Origin of the sequence: Flavobacterium proteolyticum, assembly GCF_015223105.1 — a bacterium.
Taxonomy (GTDB): Bacteria; Bacteroidota; Bacteroidia; order Flavobacteriales; family Flavobacteriaceae; genus Flavobacterium; species Flavobacterium proteolyticum.
This window is the reverse complement of record NZ_JADFTZ010000002.1, coordinates 138,643-164,437: the sequence shown is the minus strand read 5'-3', so window position 1 is coordinate 164,437 and position 25,795 is coordinate 138,643. Positions and strand designations below refer to the sequence as shown.

The 25,795-nt window shown below is 32.1% G+C and carries 29 protein-coding genes; 16 read left to right on the top strand and 13 right to left on the bottom strand.

Annotation, left to right across the window (positions count from 1 at the left end; genetic code table 11):
• The first annotated feature begins 18 nt into the window (after positions 1–18).
• Entirely contained in the window at positions 19–1,155 is a 1,137-nt protein-coding gene (meaB, locus tag IM755_RS06185; RefSeq protein WP_228063909.1) for a methylmalonyl Co-A mutase-associated GTPase MeaB, read from the top strand.
• A 17-nt stretch (positions 1,156–1,172) separates the two neighbouring features.
• On the opposite strand, the gene IM755_RS06180 is transcribed toward meaB, so the two are convergent.
• The 6 genes from IM755_RS06180 to IM755_RS06155 all read right to left on the bottom strand — a co-directional run bounded on the left by IM755_RS06180 (position 1,173) and on the right by IM755_RS06155 (position 6,871).
• Positions 1,173–1,541: a hypothetical protein gene (locus IM755_RS06180; protein WP_194094794.1), complete on the bottom strand. Its 369-nt coding sequence runs from the start codon at positions 1,539–1,541 to the stop codon at positions 1,173–1,175.
• A gap of 14 nt (positions 1,542–1,555) precedes the next feature.
• On the bottom strand, positions 1,556–1,786 hold the full coding sequence (locus IM755_RS06175; protein WP_008253940.1) for a hypothetical protein: 231 nt from the start codon (positions 1,784–1,786) through the stop codon (positions 1,556–1,558).
• Positions 1,787–1,812: 26 nt separating this feature from the next.
• Positions 1,813–3,222 carry an MATE family efflux transporter gene (locus IM755_RS06170; RefSeq protein ID WP_194094792.1) on the bottom strand — a complete coding sequence of 470 codons (1,410 nt, stop codon included), beginning with the start codon at positions 3,220–3,222 and terminating at the stop codon, positions 1,813–1,815.
• A 99-nt stretch (positions 3,223–3,321) separates the two neighbouring features.
• Positions 3,322–4,023, bottom strand: coding sequence for an ABC transporter ATP-binding protein (locus IM755_RS06165; protein WP_026724595.1), 702 nt, complete (start codon positions 4,021–4,023; stop codon positions 3,322–3,324).
• Positions 4,024–4,116: 93 nt separating this feature from the next.
• Positions 4,117–4,947, bottom strand: a complete 831-nt coding sequence (locus IM755_RS06160) for an O-methyltransferase (protein WP_194094790.1) — start codon at positions 4,945–4,947, stop codon at positions 4,117–4,119.
• Between the two features lie 61 nt (positions 4,948–5,008).
• Entirely contained in the window at positions 5,009–6,871 is a 1,863-nt protein-coding gene (locus IM755_RS06155; protein ID WP_194094789.1) for an ABC-F family ATP-binding cassette domain-containing protein, read from the bottom strand.
• Between the two features lie 93 nt (positions 6,872–6,964).
• Between IM755_RS06155 and IM755_RS06150 the strand changes: the two genes are divergently transcribed.
• The 12 genes from IM755_RS06150 (at position 6,965) to ftsY (ending at position 14,940) form a co-directional block, all read left to right on the top strand.
• Entirely contained in the window at positions 6,965–7,198 is a 234-nt protein-coding gene (locus tag IM755_RS06150; protein WP_194094787.1) for a hypothetical protein, read from the top strand.
• Entirely contained in the window at positions 7,188–7,469 is a 282-nt protein-coding gene (locus IM755_RS06145) for a type II toxin-antitoxin system RelE/ParE family toxin (RefSeq protein ID WP_194094785.1), read from the top strand. The genes IM755_RS06150 and IM755_RS06145 overlap by 11 nt, the downstream gene beginning before the upstream one ends.
• A 4-nt stretch (positions 7,470–7,473) precedes the next feature.
• Positions 7,474–8,592: a glycosyltransferase family 2 protein gene (locus IM755_RS06140; RefSeq protein ID WP_194094783.1), complete on the top strand. Its 1,119-nt coding sequence runs from the start codon at positions 7,474–7,476 to the stop codon at positions 8,590–8,592.
• A gap of 84 nt (positions 8,593–8,676) precedes the next feature.
• Positions 8,677–9,975, top strand: a complete 1,299-nt coding sequence (locus IM755_RS06135; RefSeq protein WP_194094781.1) for a dihydrolipoamide acetyltransferase family protein — start codon at positions 8,677–8,679, stop codon at positions 9,973–9,975.
• Positions 9,976–10,057: 82 nt separating this feature from the next.
• Positions 10,058–10,828 carry a 3'-5' exonuclease gene (locus tag IM755_RS06130; RefSeq protein WP_194094779.1) on the top strand — a complete coding sequence of 257 codons (771 nt, stop codon included), beginning with the start codon at positions 10,058–10,060 and terminating at the stop codon, positions 10,826–10,828.
• A gap of 69 nt (positions 10,829–10,897) precedes the next feature.
• Entirely contained in the window at positions 10,898–11,509 is a 612-nt protein-coding gene (locus IM755_RS06125) for a fumarylacetoacetate hydrolase family protein (protein ID WP_194094777.1), read from the top strand.
• A 2-nt stretch (positions 11,510–11,511) separates the two neighbouring features.
• Positions 11,512–11,856 (top strand): hypothetical protein, encoded by a 345-nt coding sequence (locus tag IM755_RS06120; RefSeq protein ID WP_026724601.1) that lies wholly within the window; start codon positions 11,512–11,514, stop codon positions 11,854–11,856.
• 43 nt (positions 11,857–11,899) lie between these two features.
• The gene (locus IM755_RS06115; RefSeq protein WP_194094775.1) at positions 11,900–13,147 is read left to right on the top strand and encodes a competence/damage-inducible protein A; all 1,248 of its coding nucleotides are present in this window, start codon (positions 11,900–11,902) and stop codon (positions 13,145–13,147) included.
• Between the two features lie 79 nt (positions 13,148–13,226).
• The gene (rpmB, locus tag IM755_RS06110; RefSeq protein WP_008253904.1) at positions 13,227–13,469 is read left to right on the top strand and encodes a 50S ribosomal protein L28; all 243 of its coding nucleotides are present in this window, start codon (positions 13,227–13,229) and stop codon (positions 13,467–13,469) included.
• A gap of 20 nt (positions 13,470–13,489) precedes the next feature.
• The gene (gene rpmG / locus IM755_RS06105) at positions 13,490–13,672 is read left to right on the top strand and encodes a 50S ribosomal protein L33 (protein WP_008253902.1); all 183 of its coding nucleotides are present in this window, start codon (positions 13,490–13,492) and stop codon (positions 13,670–13,672) included.
• An 8-nt stretch (positions 13,673–13,680) separates the two neighbouring features.
• Positions 13,681–13,833, top strand: coding sequence for a DUF4295 domain-containing protein (locus IM755_RS06100; RefSeq protein WP_014389076.1), 153 nt, complete (start codon positions 13,681–13,683; stop codon positions 13,831–13,833).
• Positions 13,834–13,959: 126 nt separating this feature from the next.
• Entirely contained in the window at positions 13,960–14,940 is a 981-nt protein-coding gene (gene ftsY, locus IM755_RS06095; protein ID WP_194094773.1) for a signal recognition particle-docking protein FtsY, read from the top strand.
• A gap of 205 nt (positions 14,941–15,145) precedes the next feature.
• Here ftsY and IM755_RS06090 read toward each other — a convergent pair whose 3' ends face one another.
• Positions 15,146–16,210, bottom strand: coding sequence for a serine hydrolase domain-containing protein (locus tag IM755_RS06090; RefSeq protein WP_194094770.1), 1,065 nt, complete (start codon positions 16,208–16,210; stop codon positions 15,146–15,148).
• 108 nt (positions 16,211–16,318) lie between these two features.
• On the opposite strand from IM755_RS06090, the gene IM755_RS06085 reads away from it, so the two are divergent.
• Together IM755_RS06085 and IM755_RS06080 are read left to right on the top strand one after the other, a co-directional pair.
• Complete coding sequence (locus tag IM755_RS06085) at positions 16,319–16,735, top strand: lipocalin family protein (RefSeq protein ID WP_194094768.1); 417 nt, start codon at positions 16,319–16,321, stop codon at positions 16,733–16,735.
• A gap of 1 nt (position 16,736) precedes the next feature.
• Positions 16,737–17,033 (top strand): DUF721 domain-containing protein, encoded by a 297-nt coding sequence (locus tag IM755_RS06080; RefSeq protein WP_194094766.1) that lies wholly within the window; start codon positions 16,737–16,739, stop codon positions 17,031–17,033.
• Between the two features lie 63 nt (positions 17,034–17,096).
• On the opposite strand, the gene aceA is transcribed toward IM755_RS06080, so the two are convergent.
• Together aceA and aceB are read right to left on the bottom strand one after the other, a co-directional pair.
• A complete protein-coding gene (gene aceA / locus IM755_RS06075; protein WP_194094764.1) occupies positions 17,097–18,374 on the bottom strand; it encodes an isocitrate lyase in 1,278 nt (425 codons plus the stop codon).
• 87 nt (positions 18,375–18,461) lie between these two features.
• Positions 18,462–20,045, bottom strand: a complete 1,584-nt coding sequence (gene aceB / locus IM755_RS06070) for a malate synthase A (protein ID WP_194094762.1) — start codon at positions 20,043–20,045, stop codon at positions 18,462–18,464.
• Between the two features lie 190 nt (positions 20,046–20,235).
• On the opposite strand from aceB, the gene IM755_RS06065 reads away from it, so the two are divergent.
• Positions 20,236–21,711 (top strand): helix-turn-helix domain-containing protein, encoded by a 1,476-nt coding sequence (locus IM755_RS06065; protein ID WP_194095372.1) that lies wholly within the window; start codon positions 20,236–20,238, stop codon positions 21,709–21,711.
• Between the two features lie 52 nt (positions 21,712–21,763).
• Here the strand turns inward: IM755_RS06065 and IM755_RS06060 are convergent, their stop codons facing one another.
• From IM755_RS06060 to IM755_RS06045, 4 genes are all read right to left on the bottom strand, one after another.
• Entirely contained in the window at positions 21,764–22,183 is a 420-nt protein-coding gene (locus IM755_RS06060) for a nucleoside-diphosphate kinase (protein ID WP_026724611.1), read from the bottom strand.
• 58 nt (positions 22,184–22,241) lie between these two features.
• Complete coding sequence (locus IM755_RS06055; RefSeq protein WP_026724612.1) at positions 22,242–23,069, bottom strand: formylglycine-generating enzyme family protein; 828 nt, start codon at positions 23,067–23,069, stop codon at positions 22,242–22,244.
• Positions 23,070–23,220: 151 nt separating this feature from the next.
• On the bottom strand, positions 23,221–24,816 hold the full coding sequence (gene bshC, locus IM755_RS06050; protein WP_194094760.1) for a bacillithiol biosynthesis cysteine-adding enzyme BshC: 1,596 nt from the start codon (positions 24,814–24,816) through the stop codon (positions 23,221–23,223).
• A 75-nt stretch (positions 24,817–24,891) separates the two neighbouring features.
• On the bottom strand, positions 24,892–25,785 hold the full coding sequence (locus tag IM755_RS06045) for a DUF6263 family protein (protein ID WP_194094758.1): 894 nt from the start codon (positions 25,783–25,785) through the stop codon (positions 24,892–24,894).
• Positions 25,786–25,795: the final 10 nt, after the last annotated feature.

Sequence of the window (25,795 nt, the reverse complement as noted above, 5' to 3'; positions counted from 1 at the left end):
TTAAACCCTGAGATTTCGATGTTTTATATTCCTACATTTTTTGTATTTTTACACAAAGCAAAATTCCTTTTGAAAACACCAAATAAAAAATCGGCACTTTCAGAAATTCACGGCGTGGAGCAACCCGAAACATTGAGTAGTGTTGTCGCACATCAAATTCAACAATTCCGAAGAAAACAACCTTCGGCAGAGGAATTGATTGCTGGAATTTTAAAAGGAGACAAAACGGCTTTAAGTCGTGCCATTACTTTAGTCGAAAGCACGAATCCTGAACATTTAGCCAAAGCGAATGAAGTCATAAAAGGATGTTTGCCACATGCCAATAATTCGGTGCGAATTGGAATTACGGGTGTTCCAGGTGTTGGAAAAAGTACATTTATCGAAGCTTTTGGAAAATATTTAACTTCCATCGGAAAGAAAGTGGCTGTTTTGGCTGTTGACCCGAGTTCGTCTATCAGTCACGGTAGTATTTTGGGCGACAAAACCCGAATGGAAGAATTGGTAAAAGATGAAAACGCTTATATCCGACCAAGTGCTTCTGGCGATACATTAGGAGGTGTTGCTAGAAAAACTCGAGAGACTATTATTTTGTGTGAAGCTTGTGGATTTGATACGATTATTATTGAAACCGTTGGAGTAGGGCAAAGCGAAACCGCTGTTCACAGTATGGTTGATTTCTTTTTGTTGTTGAAAATTTCAGGCGCTGGCGATGAATTACAAGGCATCAAACGTGGTATCATGGAAATGGCGGATACAATCGTAATCAATAAAGCTGATGGTGATAATGTTGCGAAAGCCAAATTAGCGAAAACCGAATTCAATAGAGCTTTGCATTTATTTCCTGCTAAATCTTCGGGTTGGATTCCTAAAGTGACGACTTGTAGTGCTTACGAAAAAACAGGGATTGATGCGATTTGGGAAATCATTTCCGAGTATTTCGAACTGGTAAAATCGAATCACTATTTCGAAGAAAAGCGTCAGAATCAAAACCAATTTTGGATGATGGAAACGATAAACGAACAATTGAAATCGCACTTTTACAATCATCCGAATATCATGCAACTCTTAGAAGAAAACAAAATAGCCGTTCAAAACAATGAAATTTCACCTTTTGCAGCGGCTATGCATTTGTTGGAACAGTATTTTAATAAATAGTAATTAGTGAAAAGTGATTAGTAATTAGTCGCTATTTCATTATATTTTGAAATCAAAAGTTTCTTCCAAAATTTAGTTGTTTCATAAAATAAGATTAACTTTTCTTCTTTCAAACCATTTGCAAAATGTTGAAATTCAATTACACCAATAGAATGTCTTTTGGTTGTAAAATTACTTATCAAAAAAACTTGAATGGAATTTTCTTCATAATTTATAAAATCATTTTCAGCTAAATACAGAAAATAATTTTTGTATTTCAATAACTTATCTTTCTTTTTATGTTTGTAAACTTTTAAAGTTTGAATTTCAAGTTGAGAATTAAAATCGATTAGTTCACCACAATGAAATTTAACTAAATTTAAAAGATCTTTTCCTAGGTAAGCCATTTAAAGAAAATATACTATTCTTGCTCGTATCTTTCAATTTCTCTATCGTAGAATTCTCCAGCAATGGTAATTAAATGTTCCATTTCAGATTCCAATTCTTTTTCGTCTTCTTCTTCGATGTCTTCTAAAAATTCTACTTCGTCATCTTTTAAATTGATTACAAATCTTGGATATTCTAAATGGATTACGAAAATATCTTCTGGAAAATCGGTATTATCTCCGATAACAAATTTTGGTAAGTTCATGTTTTTATGTTTTAAATTTCTTTTTATTATTGTAATTGAACTTGTCCCGAAGCTTCGGGATTGGTTTGCCCTTGAACTAGTTTTTTCGTTAAGTAATTAAATCGAATATACAAAAATAATGCGGCAGCTGTTAATCCGGCTAAAAGTCCAATCCACACACCAACAGCTTTTAATTCGGTTTCTAATCCTAAATAAATAGAAATAGGAAAACCAATTACCCAATACGCTACAAATGTAATATACATTGGGATTTTTGCATCTTGCAAACCGCGAAGTGCTCCTAAAACTACAACTTGTAAGCCATCGGAAATTTGAAAAACAGCAGCTACCAAAAGTAAATTAGCCGAAATTGCGATTACTTCTAAGTTTTGGGTTAGGTTTTTTACATCATTGATATCTACAAAAATATAAGGTAAAATAGTATGTAAAGCCACAAATAAAAGTGCGAAAACGACTTCAATTATTATCGTTAATAAGAAGATGGAAATTGCAACTTTTCGTAAGGTAACATAATCTTCTAATCCTTTTTGGTTTCCAATACGAATCATCGCTGTAACACTTAATCCCATAGCAAACATAAAGGTTAATGAAGCCAAACTCAACGCAATTTGATTCGCTGCTTGACTAGTTGTTCCAATCATTCCACATAACCAAATGGCTCCAGTAAATAAAGCAACTTCAAAGAACATTTGCATGGCAGAAGGCATTCCAATTTTAATGATTTTTTGGTTGACTTCCTTCTTAATTTCTTTCAAGCTAAAACCTTTAAAATAGGGATGGAATTTTGGTTTTAGTTTCATCATGTAGTGCATAAAACCTAACATCACAAAACGAGAAGCGATAGTTCCAATAGCTGCACCAACAATACCTAATTGTGGAAAAATCCAAATTCCGTAGATTAAAAAATAGTTGATAACCACATTGGTAATATTTCCAATAATGGTTGCCCACATGGAATATTTCGTTTCGCTTAAACCATCCGCAAATTGTTTGTACGCTTGGTACATAATTAACGGAATCAACGAAAAACCAACAATATCTAAATAAGGTTTTGCCATTTCTACCACAGCTTCAGGTTGGCCCATGTAAGCAATAAGGGGTTTCGAAAAGAAAATTAAGGTAAATAATGCGATACCTAAAATCGTACACAAATACAAGCCATGATGAAACGCAGAACGACCGCCAGCGACATCATTTTTTCCATCTGATTCCGCTACTAAAGGCGTAATGGCCGTTGAAAATCCAATACCTAATGACATGGCGATGAATACAAAACTGTTTCCTAATGAAACCGCCGCTAATTCGGTTGGGCCTAATTTTCCAACCATAATATTATCAACAATTCCCACAACGGTATGACCTAACATTCCTAAAATAATAGGGTAGGCGAGTTTTAAATTATGTGAAAATTCTTTAGAGTAGTCGGAAAATGTCATTTTGGCAATTTTGAGCAAAGGTAATAATTTGAAAAGGATTTCAAGAAAAAACCTGTCAGGATTTGAAGTCGAGACAGGTTTAAAAATATTTGGTTTTACTTACTTTTTAATATTCGGATTTTGTGAATCACTTTCAATAAGTCCGTCTCGTAAACGGATGATTCTATGGGCATAAGCTGCAATATCTTCTTCGTGAGTTACTAAGATTACCGTATTTCCGTTGGCATGAATTTCGTTGAATAAATTCATGATTTCCACTGAAGTTTTACTGTCTAAGTTTCCAGTTGGCTCATCGGCTAAAATGATAGAAGGCTTGTTAACTAAAGCTCTCGCAACCGCAACACGCTGACGTTGACCACCCGATAACTGATTCGGTTTGTGATCCATACGGTCTTGAAGTCCTACTTGTGTCAATACTTCAGTAGCTCTTTCAACACGTTCTGATTTGGAATGACCAGCATACACCATTGGTAAAGCTACATTATCCAAAGCCGTTGTTCTTGGCATTAAGTTAAACGTTTGAAAAACGAATCCAATTTCTTTATTACGAATTCCTGCCAATTCATCGTCTTGCATTTCACTTACGTGTTTTCCGTTCAAAATGTAAGTTCCAGAAGTTGGTGTGTCTAAACAACCCAAAATATTCATCAAAGTGGATTTTCCAGAACCTGAAGGTCCCATCAACGCTACATATTCGCCTTTATTGATTTCTAAATCGATACCTTTTAACACATACACGATTTCGTTTCCTAAAGGAAAATCTCTTTTGATATTGGTTATTTTAATTAACGGATTTGCCATTTTGAATGTCGAATGTTGATTAACGAATTATGATTTCAGAAGTTTTAAATTCCGATTCTATTATAAGTAGAAAAAGAAAGGATTTTGTTACAACTAAAAACGAATTCTTTCAAACAAATGCGAACTTATGGTTTTATTTGGATTGATGATGAAATGTTCCTTTTCTTGTTCGGATCTAAAAAACACAATTCCCCATTGAAACGTATCAATTGTAACCGAAACTTTTGGATGATTTTTTATGATTTCCCAAGCTTCTTCCATATCAGCTGACCAATGGATGTCATCGAATATCCAAACGGAATCATTTGAATTCGTTGGAAGTAAGGCTTCAAAATAATCTAAAGTCGCTTTTTTGGAATGATTGCCATCGAAATAGATTAGGTGATGGGTGATGGGTGAAAGGTTAAGGGTTTTGAAATAACTTGAAAATTCGGTGTTAATAAATTCAATATTTTGAAAATTTGAATTTTGTTCTTGACTTTGCAATTGAACTTGCGCTTGCTTTTGCGTATTTGGACAACCTTCTAAAGTGATAATGTCCGAATTTTTATTTCCCAATGAAAGTGCAGAAGTAGCCAATCCTAATGAAGTGCCAATTTCTAAAACGCTTTTTGGTTGAAAATAACGAACAATTCTAAAAAGTAGTTCTGCATTTTTTGGAGTAATTCCAGCGGTTTGTGCGATTTTTGAAATTGCTCTGGTATTTGATTTAAAAACTCGTGAACCAGCACCAAAATCGGTTACTTCAATCGTGTTTTTATTTTCTAAAAGCGATTTTCTATACGATTTTAAGGTTTCGTATTCTGGATATTTGGTGTTGTCATAAAAACATTTCGTAACTAAATCAAACACAAATGGCGAATGCACTCCATGTTCGTTTTTGGAATGGAAAAGGAATTTTATGTAGGATTTAATTATAGTCACAGTTTTCAGTCACAGTTTTCAGTCACAGTTTTCTCTGCTTACTGCGACTGAATACTAATTATTATTCCATTTTGCTCGATAATTCAAACCAACGTTCTTCTTTTTCTTCTAAAGTTTGAATGATTTTTTGTAGTTCGTTGGCTTTCGTTTCAATTTTATCATCCGCAACTTTTCCGTCGGCGAATTCTTGTTCGATTTGTTTTTTGTTGTATTCTAAATCTTTGATTTCTCTTTCAATTTTATTGAATTCCTTCTGTTCATTAAAACTCAATCCGGTTGAAGCCGTTTGTTTTTCTTTCCAATTTGTTTTTTCAGTACTTACCGAATTCAAAACTTTTGGTTCTGCCGAATCTTCATACGCTCTAAAATCCGAGTAATTTCCTGGGAAATCTTCGATTTCACCTTCACCTCTAAAAACAAATAAGTGATCTACGATTTTATCCATAAAATACCTGTCGTGACTCACTACTAACAAACAGCCAGGATAATCTAAAAGGAAACTTTCTAAAACGTTCAGCGTTACAATATCCAAATCATTTGTTGGCTCATCTAAAATCAAGAAATTCGGATTTTGAATTAAAACCGTACATAAATACAAACGTTTTAATTCGCCACCACTTAATTTTTCTACGAAATCGTATTGTTTTTTGGCATCAAATAAAAAGCGTTCCAATAATTGCGAAGCCGAAATAATTTTTCCTTTAGTTAACGGAATATATTCGCCATATTCTTTGATGATATCAATTACTTTTTGTCCTGGTTTCGGGTTGATACCACTTTGTGTGTAATACCCAATTTTAATGGTGTCGCCAATAATCACTTTACCCGAATCAGGTTGAATAGTTTGGGTTAAAATATTTAAGAAAGTCGATTTTCCTGTTCCATTTTTGCCAATAATTCCAATGCGTTCACCACGTTGAAACGAATAGCTGAAATCTTTTAAAATGGTTCGGTCAGGGAAATTCTTATTCAATTTTACCATTTCAATAATCTTGCTTCCCATGCGTTCCATGTTGATTTCGAGCTCTACAACATTTTCTTTTCTTCGACTTTCGGCAACTTCTTTAATTTTGTAAAAATCATCTTGACGCGATTTTGATTTGGTAGTTCTTGCTTTTGGTTGACGACGCATCCAAGCTAATTCTTTTACGAATAAGTTTTGCGCTTTGTCAATAGTAGCATTTTCTGAAATTTGACGTTCTTCTTTTTTTGCCAAATAGTACGAGTAATTTCCTTTGTATTGGTATATTTTTCCGTTATCTAATTCGATTATTTCGTTACAAACACGTTCTAAAAAGAAACGGTCGTGCGTAACCATAAACAACGTTATGTTTTCTTTAGCAAAATAATCTTCTAACCATTCAATCATCTCTAAGTCCAAGTGATTGGTTGGCTCGTCTAAAATCAATAAATCAGGTTTACTAATCAAAATAATGGCTAACGAAAGACGCTTTTTTTGTCCACCTGACATATTTTTGACTTTCATTTTCAAGTCTTCCAACTTCAGTTTGTATAGAATTTGCTTGAATTGCGTTTCAAAATCCCAAGCGTTATGGCGGTCCATATCGTCAAAAGCTCTTTGATACGCTTCTTCGTCATTCGGATTTTCTAAGGCTTTTTCGTAGCGTTCAATTACTTTCAGAATTTCATTATCCGAAGCAAAAATATTTTCTTCAATGGTTAATTCGTCTTGCAAATTATTGTTTTGCGACAAAAACGCCATGTTAATCTCTTTTCGAACTACCACTTGACCTGTGTCAGGTTCATCCAAACCATTAATCATGTTCATAATAGTGGTTTTTCCTGAACCGTTTTTTGCAATAAAAGCTATTTTTTGATCTTTGTTAATTCCAAAGGAAACGTTGTCAAACAAAACACGTTCACCATAAGATTTTGAGATATTTTCGACTGATAGGTAATTCATTCTTTTAATTTAGAATTCTGAAGTTAGAATTTAGAGGTGCAAAAATAGTTTATTGTATCTAAAGATTATAGATTATTTCCTAACTTTGTGAAAATGCAATTGATGACTTCCAAAAAGAAAAATAAAATAGAAGAACCAACAGAAGCTTATGAAGTAACTCCGAAAAGTGAAGTTGTTGCTGGTAATGATGCTTGGGAGCAATTGCCAGAACATGTTCAAAAAGCAATTGAGCTGGGTATTGAACAAGCAGACAAAGGTCTTGTTTTTACACATAAAGAAGTTATGTCTAATTTGAAAAAGAAATATCCTTTTTTGAATGGAATATAAGGTTGTTTGGGTTGCTTTAGCTGTTGAAACTTATATGGAAGAAATTGATTTTATTTTTTTAAAATGGAATCAAAAAGAAGTTGATGATTTTGTCATGTTAGTTGATGAAAATTTAAAAAGGTTATCGATTAATCCTTTAATTGGGCAAATTCATAAAAATGTTTATAAAATAGTTATATTCAAACAAACATCGTTATTTTATAGAATTATTGAGAAAGATAAAAAAGTCGAATTAGTGTATTTTTGGAACAACAAAAAAGATTCTCAATAAATTTATGCAACTATCCGTCATCATTCTCAACTACAACGTCCGCTATTTTTTAGAGCAATGTGTGCTCAGTGTTCAAAAAGCATTGGAAGGCATTGATGGCGAAATTATTGTCATTGATAACGCTTCGTCTGATGATAGTTGTGAGATGATAAAAACCAAATTTCCACACATAAACCTTATTGAAAATACAGCTAATTTAGGTTTTCCAAAAGGAAATAACATCGGAGTTGCCAAAGCCAAAGGAGATTACATTTGTATTTTGAATCCCGACACTGTAGTTGCAGAAGATACTTTTTCAAAAATACTGAACACTAAAAACTGGCAAATGAACACTGGAATTATCGGTTGTAAATTAATTGATGGTGCAGGAAATTTCCTTCCCGAAAGCAAACGTGGCGTTCCAACACCTTGGGTGGCTTTTACTAAGATTTTCGGATTGTATAAAATTTCCAATTATTTTGGAAAATATTATGCCCAGCATTTATCGGAGAACGAATCTGGGAAAGTAGATATTTTGGTAGGAGCTTTTATGGTAATGAAGCGCGAATTGTATCTTGAGGTCGGTGGTTTTGATGAAAATTGCTTCATGTATTCGGATGATATTGATTTGAGTTATTTGGTTTTGAAAACGGGAAAATCGAATTATTATTTTCACGAAACTTCGGTAATTCATTATAAAGGCGAGAGTACTGTTCGAGATGGAATGTATATGAAACGTTTCCGTGAAGCGATGCAGTTTTTCTATAAAAAACATTTCAAGAAATCATGGTTTTTTGATCTGATGATGCAAGTTGGAAGTTTTGCTTTTAGTCTTTTGAAGAAGAATCAACAAAAGAATGAAGTTCGGATTATTGATGAATATATCGTTTTTTCAAGAGAAAATTTAGAATTGAATCTATCAAAAAAAGCAACTTATTTGTCTGATTTTAATCAATTTGAGAATCAATCTCAAAAAAATCTTGAAATAATATTCGATACCACTACTTTTAGTTTTGCTGAAATTATTACTTTTATGCAGTTAAATAAGAGTAAAAATCTAAGTTTTAAGAATTACATTTCGAGTTCGAATTACTTAATTGGAAGCAATAATTCGAACGATAGAGGACAAATAATTTTGTTATAAAAAATTATTGATTTCTTTAAAAATCGAACGAAAAATTAGTATTTTTGCAAACCAAATACAAAAACACAACTTTAGTTTAAAGATATGGCAAAGTTTGAATTGAAATTACCTAAAATGGGTGAAAGTGTTGCAGAAGCAACAGTTACTAACTGGTTAAAAAAAGTTGGTGATAAAATTGAAATGGACGAAGCAGTACTTGAAATTGCTACTGATAAAGTAGACAGCGAAGTGCCTTCAGAAGTTGCAGGAACACTTGTTGAAATTTTATTTAATACCGATGATGTAGTTCAAGTGGGACAAACAATCGCTATTATCGAAACGGAAGGTGGAGCCGTTGCAGCAACTCCAGAAGTTAAAGTAGAAGCGCCAGTTGCTGTTGCAGAAGTAGCGAAAGCAGTTGAAGTTGCAAAGGAAACTGTAGCTCCAGCTGATTTTTCGGCATCAGATAAATTCTTTTCACCTTTAGTTAAAAACATTGCGAAAGAAGAAGGAATTTCTTTAGCAGAACTAGAATCTATTGCTGGTTCTGGTAAAGATGGTCGTGTAAACAAAGAAGATTTACTAAATTACATTAAAAATAGAGGAAGTCAGCCTGCAGTTGTGGTGACACCAGCGGCGGCTCCAAAAGCAACTCCAGCTCCAGTAGCTCAAGCTGTTCCAGTTTCTGTAAATGGTGGTGATGAGATTGTGGAAATGGACAGAATGCGTAAGTTGATTTCGGGTTACATGGTAGCTTCGGTACAAACTTCGGCTCACGTTCAGTCGTTCATTGAAGTTGACGTTACTAACATCGTAAAATGGAGAGATAAAGTTAAGAATGCTTTCGAAAAGAGAGAAGGTGAGAAGTTAACTTTTACGCCAATTTTCATGGAAGCAGTTGCAAAAGCTTTGAAAGATTTCCCAGGAATGAATATTTCGGTTGATGGTGAGTTTATCATCAAACGTAAAAATATTAATTTAGGAATGGCGGCAGCTTTACCAAACGGAAACTTAATCGTTCCTGTAATTAAAAACGCTGACCAATTAAACTTAGTTGGAATGGCAAAAGCAGTTAACGATTTAGGAAACCGTGCAAAAGCAGGAAAATTAAAACCAGACGATACACAAGGTGGAACATATACGGTTACGAATGTTGGAACTTTTGGTTCTGTTTTTGGAACGCCAATTATCAACCAGCCACAAGTAGGTATTTTAGCTTTAGGAGCTATCAGAAAAGTACCAGCAGTTATCGAAACTCCAGAAGGTGATTTCATTGGAATCCGTCAAAAAATGTTCTTATCGCACTCTTATGATCACAGAGTAGTTGATGGAGCATTAGGAGGAAGTTTTGTAAAACGCGTTGCCGATTATTTAGAAGCTTGGGATATCAATAGAGATATTTAATCAAAATTTATTTTAGCATATAAACCCGACAGATTTTAAAAACCTGTCGGGTTTTTCTATCTTTGTCACATATATAAATGCTATGGAATTAAAATTAACACGCCCAATCTGCTTTTTCGACCTTGAAACTACAGGAATTGATGTAGCAAGAGACCGAATCGTAGAAATCTCAATATTCAAAGTATATCCAAACGGAAATAAAGAAAGTAAAACTTGGTTGGTGAATCCTACGATTCCAATTCCGCCACAAACTACAGCAGTTCATGGAATTACGGATGAAAAAGTAGCGAATGAGCCAACATTCAAAGAATTGGCTTCTCAAATCCATAACATGATTAAAGATTCAGATTTGGCTGGATTTAATTCGGACCGATTTGATATTCCGCTTTTAGCTGAAGAATTATTGCGTGCTGAGGTTGATTTTGATATGAAAAACCGAGTTTCAGTTGATGTGCAAACGATTTTTCATAAGATGGAAGAACGTACTTTAAGTGCGGCTTACAAATTCTATTGCGGACAAAGTTTAGAAAACGCTCATAGTGCTGAAGCGGATACGATGGCTACTTACGAAATCTTAAAAGCGCAATTAGATCGTTACGAGAATTTAGAAAACGATATGAAATCGTTAGCTGAATTCACAACGCGTAAAAAATCGGTTGACTTTGCTGGATTCATCGCATTAAATAACGATGGAAAAGAAATTTTTACTTTTGGAAAACATAAAGGCGCTTTGGTTGAAGAAGTTTTTGATAAAGAACCAGGTTATTTTGGCTGGATTCAAAATGCTGATTTTCCATTGTATACTAAAAAAGTACTAACAGGAATTAAATTAAGAAAGTTAAATACTAAATAAAGCGATTAGTGAAAGGTAATTAGTGAATAGTTGCTAATTACTTTTCACTATTTACTAATCACTAGAATTATGAAAATAATCTGTATCGGGCGCAATTATGCTGACCATATTTCGGAATTAAATAATGAAAGACCAACAGAACCGGTTATCTTCATGAAACCCGATTCTTCTATTTTGCCTAATAAAAATCCATTTGTCATTCCTGCTTTTAGTAATGATATTCATCATGAAGTGGAAATTTTAGTTAAAATTTGTAAAGTGGGTAAACACATCGATGTTAAATTTGCTCATAAATATTATGAAGAAATTGGTTTAGGAATCGATTTTACAGCTCGTGATGTGCAAAGTAAACTGAAAGAGAAAGGGTTGCCGTGGGAAAAAGCAAAGGCATTTGACCATTCAGCGGTAATTGGAAGCTTTACATCGAAAAAAAATTATACTTCGTTAGAAAATATTAACTTTGAGTTAAAATCAAATGGAACCACCGTTCAGGAAAGTAACACGAGTTTAATGTTGTGGAAAATAGATGAGTTAATTGCTTATGTTTCACAATATTTCACCTTAAAAATAGGAGATATTATTTTTACAGGAACTCCAAAAGGTGTTGCAAAAGTGACTGAAGGTGATGTTTTAGAGGGTTTTATAGAAGGAAAATCGATGTTTAAAATTCAAATTAGGTAGTTATGGCATTACAATATAATTTAGCGAAAGTGTATGAAATTTCAGAAAATGATATTGAATTTGCATTACAAATTGTGACTTTATTTTTGGAGGAAGTTCCGGCTGAAATAAAGTCAATTAAAGTCGCAATTGAAGAAAAAGACTATACAAGAACATATTCTTCATGTCATAAAATAAAACCTACATTGGATTTGCTTGGTATGGATTTAGCTTACGAAGAAAATATCCAAATTATGACTTGGGCAAAAGCTGAAGGCAAACGAAAAGAAATTAAAGAAGTATTCAAATCATTGAAAGATAGAATTGATTTAGCAGTTAAAGAAATCAAGAAAGATTTTAAACTGTAAAGTTATTTTTCATAAATCTCCCCAAATCTATTAAATATTTAAAATGAAAGCTGCTATAGTTACCATTGGCGATGAGATACTTATTGGTCAAATTGTTGATACGAACTCTTCTTACATCGCCAAAGCGCTCGATAAAATTGGGATTGCAACGCATGAAATGTTGTCGATTTCCGATGATAAACACCATATTTTAGATACGTTTCATTTGCTTCAAAATAAAGTGGAAGTGGTTATCGTAACAGGTGGATTAGGTCCAACTAAAGACGATATTACTAAGAAAACTTTTTGCGATTATTTTGATGATGAATTGATTGAAAACGAAGCGGTTTTAACACATGTAAAATCTATAATTGAAGGTTTTTATAAGCGTCCAATTACTCAAATTAATAGAGAACAAGCTTTAGTTCCAACAAAAGCAAAAGTACTTTTTAATCAAGCAGGAACGGCGCCAGGAATGTGGATGGAGAAAGAAAATACGGTTTTTATTTCGTTGCCTGGAGTTCCATACGAAATGAAGTATTTGATTGATAACGAAGTTATTCCAAGTTTAGTTCAAAAATTTGAACGTCCTTATATTGTACATCAAACTATTATGACGTATGGTCGAGGAGAAAGTATGATTGCTGAACAAATTGAAGAATGGGAAGATAATTTGCCTGATTTTATAAAATTGGCTTATTTACCTAGTCCGGGAAAAGTTCGCTTGAGGTTAACAGCAAGAGGTACGAATGAAGAGTTGTTGAAAAATGAAATAAAACATCAAGTTGAAAAGCTTGATTTATTAATTCATGACGTTATTGTAGGCTATAATGAAGATGAGCCAATTGAGGTGGTTTTAGGAAGATTGTTAACGGAAAAAAAACTAACAATTTCAACAGCCGAAAGTTGTACGGGGGGAAAAATTGCGGCAACTTTGTCGGCTGTACCTGGGGCTTCAAATTATTTTAGAGGAAGTGTTGTGAGTTATGCAACACAAGCTAAAATTGATATTTTAGGTATAGATGAAAATTTGATTGCAAAACATGGAGTGGTGAGTGCTGAGGTAGCTTCTGAAATGGCTAAATCGGTTCAAAAAATAATGAATTCAGATTATGCGATTGCTACAACAGGAAATGCTGGACCAACAAAAGGAGATGAAGATGCTGAATTAGGGACAGTTTTTATTGGAATTGCTACGCCTGATGAAGTTTTTGTTGAAGAATTTAACTTTGGTCAACCACGTGAAAAGGTTATTGATAGAGGGGTGAGTAAAGCATTGGAACTCATTTATAAAGAAATTTTAAAAAAATAGTAAAAGATAGTTGTGTATATGAAATCGATTTTGTTTCTTTGCACCCTGATTTTAGATAACGAAATAAAGATTAGAAATAATGTCAAGAGTTTGTGAACTTACAGGTAAAAGAGCGATGGTAGGAAACAATGTTTCTCACGCTATGAATAAAACAAAGAGAAAATTCTCTGTTAACTTAGTTAAAAAACGTTTTTATATTCCTGAAGAAGATAGATGGGTAACGTTGAAAATTTCAACCGCTGCTTTAAAAACGATTAATAAAAATGGAATTGCTGCTGTATTGAAAAATGCAAAAGCTAACGGATTTGTTAAATCTGTATAATCCTTAAAACATAGATCAAAATGGCAAAGAAAGGTAATAGAATCCAAGTTATTTTAGAATGTACAGAGCACAAGACTTCAGGAGTTCCTGGAACATCTCGTTACATTACTACAAAAAATAAAAAAAACACTCCAGATAGATTAGAGATTAAAAAATTTAATCCAATCTTAAAAAGAGTAACTGTTCACAAAGAAATTAAATAAGATAAGTCATGGCAAAGAAAACCGTAGCAACTTTACAAACAGCTTCTAAAAGATTAACTAAAGCTATCAAAATGGTTAAGTCTCCAAAAACTGGTGCTTATACTTTCGTTGAATCAGTTATGACTCCAGAAGAAGTTGATGAATTCTTGAAAAAGAAATAATTCATTTTACATTATATAGATGAGCTACTTTCGTTTGAAAGTAGCTTTTTTATTTTTACATTTGTCTGATAAATGGATTTGGAACCAAAATAGTTTAACCGTAAAAACTTAAATCCTGATTTTAGTATGAGTTTTTTTAAAAAAATATTCTCTTCCGATAAGAAAGATCAAGCTATTAGCGAAGAGGCAAAACAAACTTTAGATAAAGGTTTAGAAAAATCCAAAACATCCTTTTTTTCTAAGCTAACCAAAGCTGTTGCGGGAAAATCTAAAGTAGATGCGGAAGTTTTAGATAATTTAGAAGAAATTTTGGTTTCTTCAGATGTTGGTGTAAATACAACATTAAAGATTATTGAACGAATTGAAGAACGCGTTTCAAGAGATAAATACTTAGGGACGGATGAATTAAACGGTATTCTTCGTGAAGAAATTGCAGGTTTGTTATCTGAAACTAATTCAGGTGAAGCAACGCAGTTTGAAATTCCAGCAAACACAAAGCCATATGTAATTATGGTAGTAGGTGTTAATGGAGTAGGAAAAACAACTACTATTGGTAAATTAGCTTATCAGTTTAAGAAAGCGGGTTACAACGTTGTTTTAGGTGCTGCAGATACCTTTAGAGCTGCCGCAATTGATCAGTTGCAAATTTGGGCAGATAGAGTTGGTATACCAATCGTAAAACAACAAATGGGAAGTGATCCAGCATCTGTTGCGTTTGATACATTACAAAGTGCCGTAGCTCAAAATGCTGATGTAGTTATTATTGATACAGCAGGTCGTTTACATAACAAAGTTGGTTTGATGAACGAACTTTCTAAAGTGAAAAAAGTAATGCAAAAAGTGGTGGAAAATACACCAAATGATGTACTTTTGGTTTTAGATGGTTCAACAGGGCAAAATGCTTTTGAACAAGCCAAACAATTTACTGCAGCAACAGAAGTTTCGTGTTTAGCAGTTACTAAGTTAGACGGAACTGCAAAAGGTGGAGTTGTAATTGGAATTTCAGATCAGTTTCAAATTCCTGTAAAATACATTGGAGTAGGTGAAGGAATTGAAGATTTACAAGTGTTTAATAAATACGAATTTGTAGATTCGTTTTTTAAATAAGATTTAAACGGTGAAAGAACTTTTAAAATACAGAACTGTTCAGCTTCTTTTAGTAGCTGTTATTATGGCTTTAGTTGCCATTCCATTCAGTGATTATGACTTTATATTTTTAACATTACGTTTGGCGTCTTTTGCCATATTTATGTACTTGTTAATTAAGTTTACAAGTGGTAAAAAGAAAGTCAAAAAATAAAAACAAGTGCTGTTAGTTGATAACAGCACTTATTTTTTCCCATAAAGTCTCGTCAAAATCTGATAATGCAAAATTTACACCATCTGCAACATCTCCCATTCTAATAATAACTAATTTTCTACTTGGAACGATGTATATTTTTTGATCGTTTTTACCTAAAGCACAATACATATCACTAGGTGCTGATGATATTAGAGTTCCGTTAAATTGTAATTGACTTTGTGGTAATCTAAAACTTGATTTTCCATTTAGCCACCACAAATAACCATAAGCTAAATTTAAATTTTGTGATGTAGTTGTTGCATTTTGCATATAACTTTCTGGTACTATCTGATTGTTTTCCCATTTTCCTTTATTTAATGCTAATAAACCAAAACGAGCCATATTTCTTGTTGTGCTCCAATAGATACTTAAGCCATCACTTTGTATCCATGCGCCACCTGTCATTCCGATTCTATCCCTAAGTTTAGTGTTAAAATAGTTTGTCCATGTTTGGCCAGTTGCTTGTGCTACAACATCTTGTAATTTAACATAAACATTATGGTACGCCCATCGTGTTCCGGCATCAGCAACATATTGTAAGTTTGCGGGAGAAACATCATCGCCTAAAGCATCGTTTAAACCTGACGTCATGGTTAAAAGGTGTTTATTAGTAATTAAATTTTCTTTAGCAATTGGAGCACTTGTCCAACCCGTTCCTAGATAATCTGAAACTTTGTTATTGATGTTTAAATAGCCTTCTTGTTGGGCAATTCCAGTTACGGTAGCTGTTAAAGTTTTACCTGCGCTCGCCCAGTACCATGGATCATTGGAGCTATGACCATTAAAATAATTTTCCATTACAATTTTTCCATTGTGAAGAATGATAAAGCCTTTAGTATGTTTTAATTCTAAATAATCTAACAAGGGTTGTACTTGGGTTTCATTCCATCCAAGTGATGCTACTGTTTTAGTTTCCCATGTTGATGAACCAATTGGAGGAAAATACATAGCTTCCTCATTTGATGAATTTCCATCATCTGAATTGCAACTCCATAATGAAGTAACCAAGATAAAAAGTAATGATATTTTTTTCATAGCTAAATTATTTTTAAGACTTATTAAAGTTAGACAATAAAAATACAGAATAGTTTAATTCAAATAAATTTTAATTGTAATTTTATAATCTAATTAGATAATATTAGTATGAAAAGAATTCTTTTGTTAATTGTTTTAGTATCAGTTCTTTCGTGTAAGCAGAAAATTACCGAGGCTGATCTTTCGAATTTAAACGGTTATTGGGAAATTGAAAAAGTAGAGCTTCCCGATGGAGACAAGAAAGAATATAAAGTAAATGAAACTATTGATTTCTTTAAAATAGAAGCTAATAAAGGTTTTAGAAAGAAAGTAATGCCTCAATTAGACGGGACGTATTTAACTAATGATATTCAAGAAGATGTTGTTGTGGTTGTTAAGGATGGAGATGCTTTACTTCAATATAAAACTAAATATGCTTCCTGGAAGGAAGAAATTATCGAATTAACTAAGGATAAATTAGTTGTAAAAAATCAACAAGAGATTGAATATTATTACAAAAGACCAGCAAAATTTTCAGTAAAATAAAATGGCTAAGCGATTTAACGAAGAGAGTCCGATAGGAGATGTATTAAAACAATTTATTTCTCAAAATAAGTTGGAAGCAGGTATGGATGTAGTTAATGTTCGAGATGCTTGGAAAAATTTAATGGGAAATGGAGTAAATAATTACACAACCGAAATTCAGCTCAAAGGTTCTACATTGTATGTAGCTTTATCGTCAGCGGTTTTAAGAGAAGAACTAAGTTATGGGAAAGAAAAAATCATCAAGATGATAAATGAAGAACTCAGAAAAGATTTAGTAACGAATTTAGTTTTACGATAAAAAGAAGCCCCAATTCTTTATCCAATGGGGCTTCAACAAACTCAAAATTAAAAATTAATAAGGTTAAAATTGTGCAGTTTCTGTAGAATCTTTCATGGCTACAGTTGAAGATAATCCTGCGGTCACAGCATTTTGAACTTCATCAAAATAACTTGTTCCAACAAAGTTTTGATGTTTTACAGCTCTAAATCCTTCAGCTTGTAAAGCAAACTCTTTTTCTTGTAATTCTGAATATCCTGCCATTCCTTTGCGTTTGTATGCTAAAGCTAATTCAAACATTGAAGTATTTAAAGCATGGAATCCAGCTAATGTTATAAATTGAAATTTATATCCCAATTTAGCAATATCTTCACGGAATGTTTCCATTTGCGCAACTGATAATTTTGCTGCCCAATTGAATGATGGAGAACAATTATAAGCTAATAATTTTCCAGGATATTGTTTATGGATAGCCGCGGCAAATTTTCTTGCTTCTTCTAAATCGGGTGTAGAAGTTTCTAACCAAACTAAATCAGCATAAGGAGCATATGACAATCCTCTGTCAATTCCTTGTTCAATTCCTGCTTCTACGTAAAAAAATCCTTCAGGAGTTCTCTCTCCTGTAATAAATTTTCTATCTCTTTCATCAATGTCGCTGGTTAATAAATTGGCGGCATCAGCATCAGTTCGAGCCACAATTAATGTTGGAACTCCCATTGTGTCAGCCGCTAATCGTGCAGCAATTAATTTATTGATAGCTTCTTGTGTTGGAACTAATACTTTTCCACCTAAATGGCCACATTTTTTTGCAGATGAAAGTTGGTCTTCGAAGTGAACTCCTGCAGCCCCAGCTTCAATCATGCTTTTCATAAGTTCAAAAGCATTTAAGTTGCCTCCAAAACCCGCCTCTGCATCGGCTACAATTGGAACTAAATAATCTTTTTTATTTTCAACTTTGTTCACAGACTGAATTTGGTCGGCGCGTAACAATGCGTTATTAATACGCTTAACAACTAATGGAACACTGTTAGCAGGATATAAAGATTGATCGGGATACATTTCTCCAGCAACGTTGGCATCTGCAGCTACTTGCCAGCCACTCAAATAAATAGCTTCTAGTCCAGCTTCTACTTCTTGAATAGCTTGATTTCCTGTTAGTGCGCCTAAACCTGCAACCCAATCTTGATTGTTTAATTTGTTCCAAAGAATTTCAGCTCCACGGCGTGCGATAGAATATTCAATTTGATATGAACCTTGCAGTTCTACTACTTTTTCCGCGGTGTAAGGTCTTTCGATACCTTTCCATCTTGGATTTGTTGTCCAATCGGTAACTAATTGTTGAATTCTTTCTTCAGTTTTCATAATTTTGTGGTGTTTTTAGATAGTTATTATTTTATAATTATTTATGGATAAACTGTCGGATGTTGCAGCATTCGGCAGTTTTTTTTGTTAGTCTATATATTCGTATGCTTTCAAGGTTAAAAAGTCGTCTAATTCTGAATTTAATATCATATCTGTGAAAAGTTTAGTCGCTAATTCAAATTTTCCTGAATTAAATTGTTCTTCTCCAACATAATCTTTGATTTTGATTAACTCTTCAGAGGTGTATTTTTGATATAATTCTGCGGTGCATTTTTCTCCATTTTCAAGAATAACTTCTTTATGTAACCAAAGCCATAATTGTGTTCTTGAGATTTCAGCTGTGGCCGCATCTTCCATCAAATTATATAAAGCTGCTGCTCCAACTCCCATAAGCCAAGATTCGATGTATAAAATTCCAACATTGATATTTTTACGGACTCCGTTTTCTGTTACGGTTCCTTTCGGAAGTTCTAACAATTGTTCTTCTGTTATATTCAATTCAGCTCTTTTAATATGCATTTGGTTTTTTGTTGGCATATTTTCGTTGAAAACTTTCATTGCTAGCGGTACTAATCCTGGATGAGCTACCCAAGTGCCATCGTGTCCGTTTTTAACTTCTCTTTCTTTATCTGATTTTACTTTTTCATATGCTATTTCATTTGCATGTTCGTCATTTTTTATAGGAATTTGCGCTGCCATTCCGCCTATTGCTAGTACATTTCTTTTGTGGCAAACTTGAACTACTCTTTGCGAATAGGCACTCATAAAAGGGCTAGTCATTGTAACTTGGTCTCTGTCTGGAATCATAAAACCAGACTGTAATTTTAGTTTTTTGATGTATGAAAAAATGTAATCCCATCTTCCACAATTTAATCCTGCCATATGATCTTTTAATTCATATATGATTTCATCTAATTGAAAACTTGCAGTAATTGTTTCAATTAAAACGGTTGCTTTTATTGTTCCGATTGGAATTTTGAAGTAGTCTTGTGAATATAAAAAAACATCATCCCACCAACGAGCTTCTTCATAATGTTCTAATTTTGGTAAATAGAAAAATGGAGCTAATTCTTGTTTTATTAGAGTTTCTGCATTGTGGAAAAAGAATAAACCAAAATCTACTAATGCGCCAGAAAAATTTTTCCCATCTAATTGAATGTTTTTTTCTTCTAAATGCAAGCCTCTTGGACGGACTAAAAGTGTGGCTGTTTGATTATTATTTAATTGATATTTTTTTCCATTTTGTTCTATTGAAATGGTTTTGTTTATAGCATCTTTTAAATTTTGTTGCCCATCTAATAAGTTAGACCAAGTAGGAGAGCAGCTATCTTCAAAATCTGCCATAAAGACTTTTGCGCCAGAATTTAATGCATTAATAACCATTTTTCTGTCAACAGGTCCTGTAATTTCAACTCTTCTGTCTAGCAAAATTTCAGGGATTGGTGCAGCAGTCCAATTGCTATTTCTTATTTCTAATGTTTCTTTTGGAAAATGAGGCTTTTCACCTAAATCAAAACTTTTTTGTTGTTCTTTTCGCTTTTCTAGTAATTCTAATCTTTTTGGATTGAATTTTACTTGTAGCTTTTCTATAAATAATAAAGCATCATCTGAAAGGATTTCAGGATACTTTTCTTGTTGTTTTACTTGAAGTTGTGAGATATTCGTTTCCATAATTAGAAAGTTTATTTGTTTGATTGGTACAATATTATAAAATTAAAAAACATAAAACAAGCGAACGTTCGCAAAAATGTAAAAAAAGCATAAAAAATATTTTTCGCAAAAATGTATTATATTTGTTTTTTATTGTAAAATGAGGCAAAGAGTTTAAAGGTTTCTAATTTTTTTAAATAGTTGATTGATGATTGAAGAAGAATATATCCGTTTGATTTTTGGTTTAAAATTGAAACAAATTAGAACCGAAAAAAATCTATCGTTGTTTGGTTTGGCAAAAATGACAGGTTTGTCTAAATCGTATTTAAACGAAATTGAAAAAGGAAAAAAATATCCTAAAAGAGATAAGATTGTACTTTTATCTGAAGCTTTAGAAACAACATACGATCAATTAGTTTCTTTAAAATTGGATAAAAATTTGGCGCCAATTGGAGAGATTTTGCAGTCTAGAATTCTAAAAGAGATTCCATTAGATATTTTTGGAATTAAAGAAAGCGATTTAATTGATATTATTGCAGAAGCTCCTGTAAAGGTTAATGCCTTTATTAGTACACTTTTTGAAATTGCTAAACACTATAATTTAACACGTGAAAGTTTCTTTTTAGCTGCTTTACGTTCATATCAGGAAGCAAATAATAATTACTTTGAAGAAATTGAGCTACAGGTTGAAAAATTTGCCAAAGCATATTCACTAGATTTGAATAAACGGTTAAATTCAAAAGATTTTGAAGAAATTTTAGTTGAAGAATACGGTTACACAATTGAGAATGATGAGTTAACCCAGCATAAGGAATTGAATAATTTACGTTCTGTTTTTGTGCCAAGTTCTAAAACTCTTTTGGTTTCGTCTGAAACTGATGATTCGCAACGAATGTTTATTTATGCAAAAGAAATTGCTTACAATTTTTTGAATATAACTGATAGATTGTTTACTTTTTCATGGATAAAATTTGATAGTTTTGATCAAGTTTTAAATAATTTTATAGCTTCATATTTTGCAGGAGCTTTATTAATTCCGCGTAAATCACTAGTAGCATCACTTAAAACTTTTTTTGATAAGAAAACTTTTTCTACTAATGATTTTCAAATGTTGATGGAAGGCTTTACAGATTCTCCAGAAACCTTTTATCAACGATTAACGAATGTGTTACCAAAAGATTTTAATCTGAAAAATTTATTCTTTTTGAGATTTAGTTATAAACCTGAACGTGGTGATTTTCAGTTAACCAAAGAATTACACATTACAAATTTATTAGAACCACATGCAAATGAACGCAATGAACATTACTGTCGTAGATGGATATCTTTAAAAACAATTCAAGATTTGACAGAAACAACTGAAAATCATGTATTAGATAGTCAGATATCTTCTTATAATCATACGGATAATGAATATTTTGTAATTTCTTCGGCTACAAAAGATCCTTTTAGAAAAGGTTATTATAGAAGTATTGCTTTAGGCATTATGATTAATCAACATTCTTTAAGTAGAATAGCTTTTTTGCAAGATGAAAATATTAAACGAAGAAAAGTTGGAGTAACTTGCGAATCTTGTTCAATTTCAGATTGTTTAGAAAGAGTTGCACCACCAAAAAATTTGGAACGAAAAGCTCGTTTTTTGCAAACAGATATGGTTGTGAAAGAGATAATGGAAAAATATAAGTAAAAAAAATCCCGATTCATTGAATCGGGATTTTTTTATATGATAATTCTAAAAATTAGAATTGCTCTCTTCCTGAAAAATGGAAAGCACTTTCAATAGCTGCATTTTCATCAGAATCAGATCCGTGAACTGCATTTTCTCCAATTGAAGTAGCATATTTTTTACGGATAGTTCCTTCAGCTGCATCAGCAGGATTAGTAGCTCCAATTAAAGTTCTGAAATCCTCAACTGCATTTTCTTTTTCTAAGATAGCAGCTACAATTGGACCTCTTGTCATAAATTCAACTAATTCACCAAAAAATGGTCTTGCAGCGTGAACAGCGTAAAAAGCTTGTGCATCAGCAATAGTTAATTGAGTTAATTTCAAAGAAACAATTTTGAAACCACCTTCTGTAATCATGTTTAAGATACCACCAATATGTCCGTTTTCTACAGCATCTGGTTTAATCATTGTAAAAGTTCTGTTTGTTGCCATTTTTTAAATTTTTTGCAAAGGTACCATTTTAATTAGGTTTTGCAATATTGTTTTTTTATTATTTTGTAATAGTTCTAACAACTCTAAAACCATAAAACTCATGTGTTTTATTAGGTTCTGTTGAAATTCTATTAGCGGGTCTTACATAGTTTTGTTGACTATCCCATGATCCACCTCTAACACTTCTTCTTTCTCCCATTTCTGGACCTCTAGGATTGTCTCCTTTTTCTAATTTGTAGAAATCTTTATTGTACCAATCCCAGCACCATTCCCAAACATTTCCGCTCATGTCGTAAACTCCTAATTCGTTAGGTAGTTTTGTTCCTACTGTATGTGGTGTTCCTTTGCTATTTCCTTTGTGCCAAGCAACCTCATCTAAATTATTGCTACCACTGTATTTAAAGGATTTTGATGAAGCGCCACCTTTTGCTGCAAATTCCCATTCCGCTTCTGTTGGAAGTCTGTATCCGTTTGCCTTGAAATTACAAACAAAATTAGGACCTTTTTTAGTGTAGGCTGGTTGTAGTTTTTCTTTTTTACTTAGCCAGTTACAATAAGCAATAGCTTCATTCCAGGTTACACCGTTTATTGGGTAATTATCTTGCCATCCCCAAGTTGGTTTTTCTGGCATTTTCATTTTGTTAGCTTTGATGAATTGTTTCCATTCCCATACTGTAACTTCAAATTTGCTAATCTCAAATGTATTTAAATTTACAGTATGCTCTTTTTGTTCATCGACATCCGCTAAACCATCAGAATCTTTTGAACCCATTTTAAAAGTTCCTCCTTGAATTTTTATTAAGTCAATATCAACTAGACTGTTTTTAAATGCAAATAATGATAAAAGAGTAATTAATAATGTAGAATAAAACGTAATTTTTTTCATAAGTTTAGTTATTAATTTAGGTGTGCAAATATAATAATATTATAACATTGTGCGGTAAAATTGTTATAAAACGTAGTTTTTACCTTAAATTGATGTTAAAAAATTAAATATATTGTTTTTTATCGAACAAAAAAGTATTTGGTCGATTTTTTTAAACAATAACTAATGAGAAATTTTGCTTTAGTGGTTGTAAATCAGAGTATAAAAGTGAGAAAAAAGCTTCAAAATTTGTTATCTCATTGTAGAAATCTGCGAAATTTGATTTTCTTTCTTGTAAAGATTGATTTGGGAATAATTCGTTTTGAAGTTGAATAATTCGTTCTAATTTTTCGGAATAAATTCTTTTTTCAGCCTTGAGTAATTTTTTTTCTAAATTTTCTAAACCTTTTAATTGTTTTACTTCTTGTGCTTTTACAGCTCCTATAAATGATTTGTCAGTTTTATTTGCAATGGTATACAATGCTTCAAACTGATTTTTAAGAAATGCTTTTTGTTCGCCAAAATCTATAGTTAAGTCTGAAAATTCTTTGGTTTTCTCATTTATTAAATTTTGTTGATTTTGAAAAATATCAGACCAATTTAACCCTAATTTTTCCAATTTTTCAACTTGCTTTTTTGTAGCAACTAAAGCAGAATTACGAAGTAACAAAATAGGGAAGGTGATATTATTCTCTTCAAAATTTGATTTTAGTTCTAACCAATACGCTAATTCGCCACCGCCACCTATATAACAAAGATTAGGTAAAATCACCTCTTGATACAACGGACGTAAAATTACATTCGGACTAAAATTCTTTGGATTATTTTCTAATTCAGTTAAGATCTCGCTTTCTGAAAATGATAATTGTGTGTTATTGATTTTGTAATTTCCATTTTCTAAAATAATGCGCTCACGTAAATTATCTTGAATGTAAAATAAGTTAATTTCCCTTGGATTTACCTGAACGTTATATTCTTTTAGTAATGGAAGCGTTTCGTTAACTTTTTTAAATGATGTTTGATGTAATAATTCTTCTTTAGCATAAGGAATAAATAGTTTTTTTAGCTCTAAATCATCACCATCTAAAATGACTAAACCTTCATTTTTGAATAATTCATTAGCTAAATAACGAGTTGCATCTGTTAGATTATCATGTTCTAAATAGGAATTTTTAAATAATTCTCGAAGATAATTGGCATTATTTCCTAAGCCTAGCTCAGTTGAAAATTGCTCAAAAACTTCTTCTAATCCAGAAGTGTTTAATCTCCCAACCGGTCCTTTACTATCTTTTTTCCACTGTATTTTCTTGCCTTTGAAATTGAAAAAATTGATTTCATCAAAATCATGATCTTCAGTTGCCATCCAGTACACAGGAACAAAATTATTTTCGGGATAAGCCGTTTTTAATTCCTTTGTTAAATTAATAACGGATATAATTTTATATAAAAAATATAATGGCCCAGTAAATAAATTCAACTGATGACCAGTTGTAATGGTAAAGGTTTTTGAATCTTTTAAAAGTTCAATGTTAGTAGAAGTAGCTTCTGAAATTTCAAACTTCTGATATTGATTTAGTAATGCATTGACTAAAATTTCACGATTTTCAATTGGAAAATTTTTACTTTTTTCTTCAATTTGAAGTTTGAAATTTTCTAATCTTGGAAATCGATTATATAACGTTTTTAATTCAGCCTTTTGGTCTAAATAATCTACGATTAGTTTTGAAAAATATCCTGAATTTTGATACGTTATACAGTCGTTTGGCATTTTGGCAATTATTTTTTTGCTAAAATACTAAATTACATTATTTGTTGAATGGTTTTAACAGTAGTTTATTATTAGTTAATACCCGCTAATCATAATTCGGTTATATATTTTAATTGGAGTTTTTCTTTTTTGGTTGTTTTCGGTAATTTCCATCATTCCTTTCATTTCTTGGGTAATAAGAGCTTCTTTTATCCAACCGTTAAAAGGGTTTAGTTTGTATTTTGAGGTCATTTTTCCATTTAAATCGGCATTGCTTTTCTCTTTGTTTATTTTAGCTGTAATAAAAGATTTTCCAGCAATGATTGCATATTTGTTTGGTTTTAACTTTGTTAAAGTAAAAGTGTTTTTTAAATTCATTTTGGTGCCATTTAATTCCGTTTTAAAAGTGTTTGTCCACGATTCTTTTAATGCCACTTCTTCAGATGGAATCATGTAGAATCCATTTTCTAAATTATTTTTAAATGTTTTATCGTTAAAACTTTCCTTGAATGTTTTAGCTACTTTTTGTTTTTGTTCTTCGGTGATTTGCGGAATGCCGTCAAATAAGTTTTTATATAAATTATCTGTATTTTTTATTTCTTTTACTTTACCTTTTTCATTAATAACAACAAAAAATTCTTTGTTTATCATGTTAGAAATGATTTTATCTAAAGGATTTCCGCTATCTCGTTCTTTAGAATCAATAATTTTATTATCAAAATCTGATTCAAATTCTATTATCATTTCTTTTAACTTACAACTAAGTGTAAAAATTGAATCCTCTCGTTTTGTAACTTTATAGTCGATCTTATAAAATGTTGATACTTTAACATCTGCCCAAGAATCGATATCATCCTCATAAATGTGACTTTGAGTTAAAACGGTTTGTTTGTAAATTTTTCCAGGTGTTAGATTAAGTCTTAATGCATGTTTTTCTTCGCAAGAAATAAATAAAACACTTAAGAAGATGATTAAAAATTTTGTGCGCATATCTCAAAAA

What these genes read in the sequence shown, in the direction of transcription:
- IM755_RS06150 (WP_194094787.1), top strand. Translation starts at nt 6,965, where the DNA reads ATGCAATTGATGACTTCCAAAAAGAAAAATAAAATAGAAGAACCAACA.
- bshC (WP_194094760.1), bottom strand. Translation starts at nt 24,816, where the DNA reads ATGCCAAACGACTGTATAACGTATCAAAATTCAGGATATTTTTCAAAA.
- IM755_RS06085 (WP_194094768.1), top strand. Translation starts at nt 16,319, where the DNA reads ATGAAAAGAATTCTTTTGTTAATTGTTTTAGTATCAGTTCTTTCGTGT.
- ftsY (WP_194094773.1), top strand. Translation starts at nt 13,960, where the DNA reads ATGAGTTTTTTTAAAAAAATATTCTCTTCCGATAAGAAAGATCAAGCT.
- rpmB (WP_008253904.1), top strand. Translation starts at nt 13,227, where the DNA reads ATGTCAAGAGTTTGTGAACTTACAGGTAAAAGAGCGATGGTAGGAAAC.
- IM755_RS06140 (WP_194094783.1), top strand. Translation starts at nt 7,474, where the DNA reads ATGCAACTATCCGTCATCATTCTCAACTACAACGTCCGCTATTTTTTA.
- IM755_RS06165 (WP_026724595.1), bottom strand. Translation starts at nt 4,023, where the DNA reads ATGGCAAATCCGTTAATTAAAATAACCAATATCAAAAGAGATTTTCCT.
- IM755_RS06170 (WP_194094792.1), bottom strand. Translation starts at nt 3,222, where the DNA reads ATGACATTTTCCGACTACTCTAAAGAATTTTCACATAATTTAAAACTC.
- IM755_RS06155 (WP_194094789.1), bottom strand. Translation starts at nt 6,871, where the DNA reads ATGAATTACCTATCAGTCGAAAATATCTCAAAATCTTATGGTGAACGT.
- IM755_RS06145 (WP_194094785.1), top strand. Translation starts at nt 7,188, where the DNA reads ATGGAATATAAGGTTGTTTGGGTTGCTTTAGCTGTTGAAACTTATATG.
- IM755_RS06135 (WP_194094781.1), top strand. Translation starts at nt 8,677, where the DNA reads ATGGCAAAGTTTGAATTGAAATTACCTAAAATGGGTGAAAGTGTTGCA.
- rpmG (WP_008253902.1), top strand. Translation starts at nt 13,490, where the DNA reads ATGGCAAAGAAAGGTAATAGAATCCAAGTTATTTTAGAATGTACAGAG.
- IM755_RS06180 (WP_194094794.1), bottom strand. Translation starts at nt 1,541, where the DNA reads ATGGCTTACCTAGGAAAAGATCTTTTAAATTTAGTTAAATTTCATTGT.
- IM755_RS06060 (WP_026724611.1), bottom strand. Translation starts at nt 22,183, where the DNA reads ATGGCAACAAACAGAACTTTTACAATGATTAAACCAGATGCTGTAGAA.
- IM755_RS06125 (WP_194094777.1), top strand. Translation starts at nt 10,898, where the DNA reads ATGAAAATAATCTGTATCGGGCGCAATTATGCTGACCATATTTCGGAA.
- IM755_RS06045 (WP_194094758.1), bottom strand. Translation starts at nt 25,785, where the DNA reads ATGCGCACAAAATTTTTAATCATCTTCTTAAGTGTTTTATTTATTTCT.
- IM755_RS06115 (WP_194094775.1), top strand. Translation starts at nt 11,900, where the DNA reads ATGAAAGCTGCTATAGTTACCATTGGCGATGAGATACTTATTGGTCAA.
- aceA (WP_194094764.1), bottom strand. Translation starts at nt 18,374, where the DNA reads ATGAAAACTGAAGAAAGAATTCAACAATTAGTTACCGATTGGACAACA.
- IM755_RS06120 (WP_026724601.1), top strand. Translation starts at nt 11,512, where the DNA reads ATGGCATTACAATATAATTTAGCGAAAGTGTATGAAATTTCAGAAAAT.
- IM755_RS06175 (WP_008253940.1), bottom strand. Translation starts at nt 1,786, where the DNA reads ATGAACTTACCAAAATTTGTTATCGGAGATAATACCGATTTTCCAGAA.
- IM755_RS06130 (WP_194094779.1), top strand. Translation starts at nt 10,058, where the DNA reads ATGGAATTAAAATTAACACGCCCAATCTGCTTTTTCGACCTTGAAACT.
- aceB (WP_194094762.1), bottom strand. Translation starts at nt 20,045, where the DNA reads ATGGAAACGAATATCTCACAACTTCAAGTAAAACAACAAGAAAAGTAT.
- IM755_RS06090 (WP_194094770.1), bottom strand. Translation starts at nt 16,210, where the DNA reads ATGAAAAAAATATCATTACTTTTTATCTTGGTTACTTCATTATGGAGT.
- IM755_RS06055 (WP_026724612.1), bottom strand. Translation starts at nt 23,069, where the DNA reads ATGAAAAAAATTACGTTTTATTCTACATTATTAATTACTCTTTTATCA.
- IM755_RS06080 (WP_194094766.1), top strand. Translation starts at nt 16,737, where the DNA reads ATGGCTAAGCGATTTAACGAAGAGAGTCCGATAGGAGATGTATTAAAA.
- IM755_RS06100 (WP_014389076.1), top strand. Translation starts at nt 13,681, where the DNA reads ATGGCAAAGAAAACCGTAGCAACTTTACAAACAGCTTCTAAAAGATTA.
- meaB (WP_228063909.1), top strand. Translation starts at nt 19, where the DNA reads ATGTTTTATATTCCTACATTTTTTGTATTTTTACACAAAGCAAAATTC.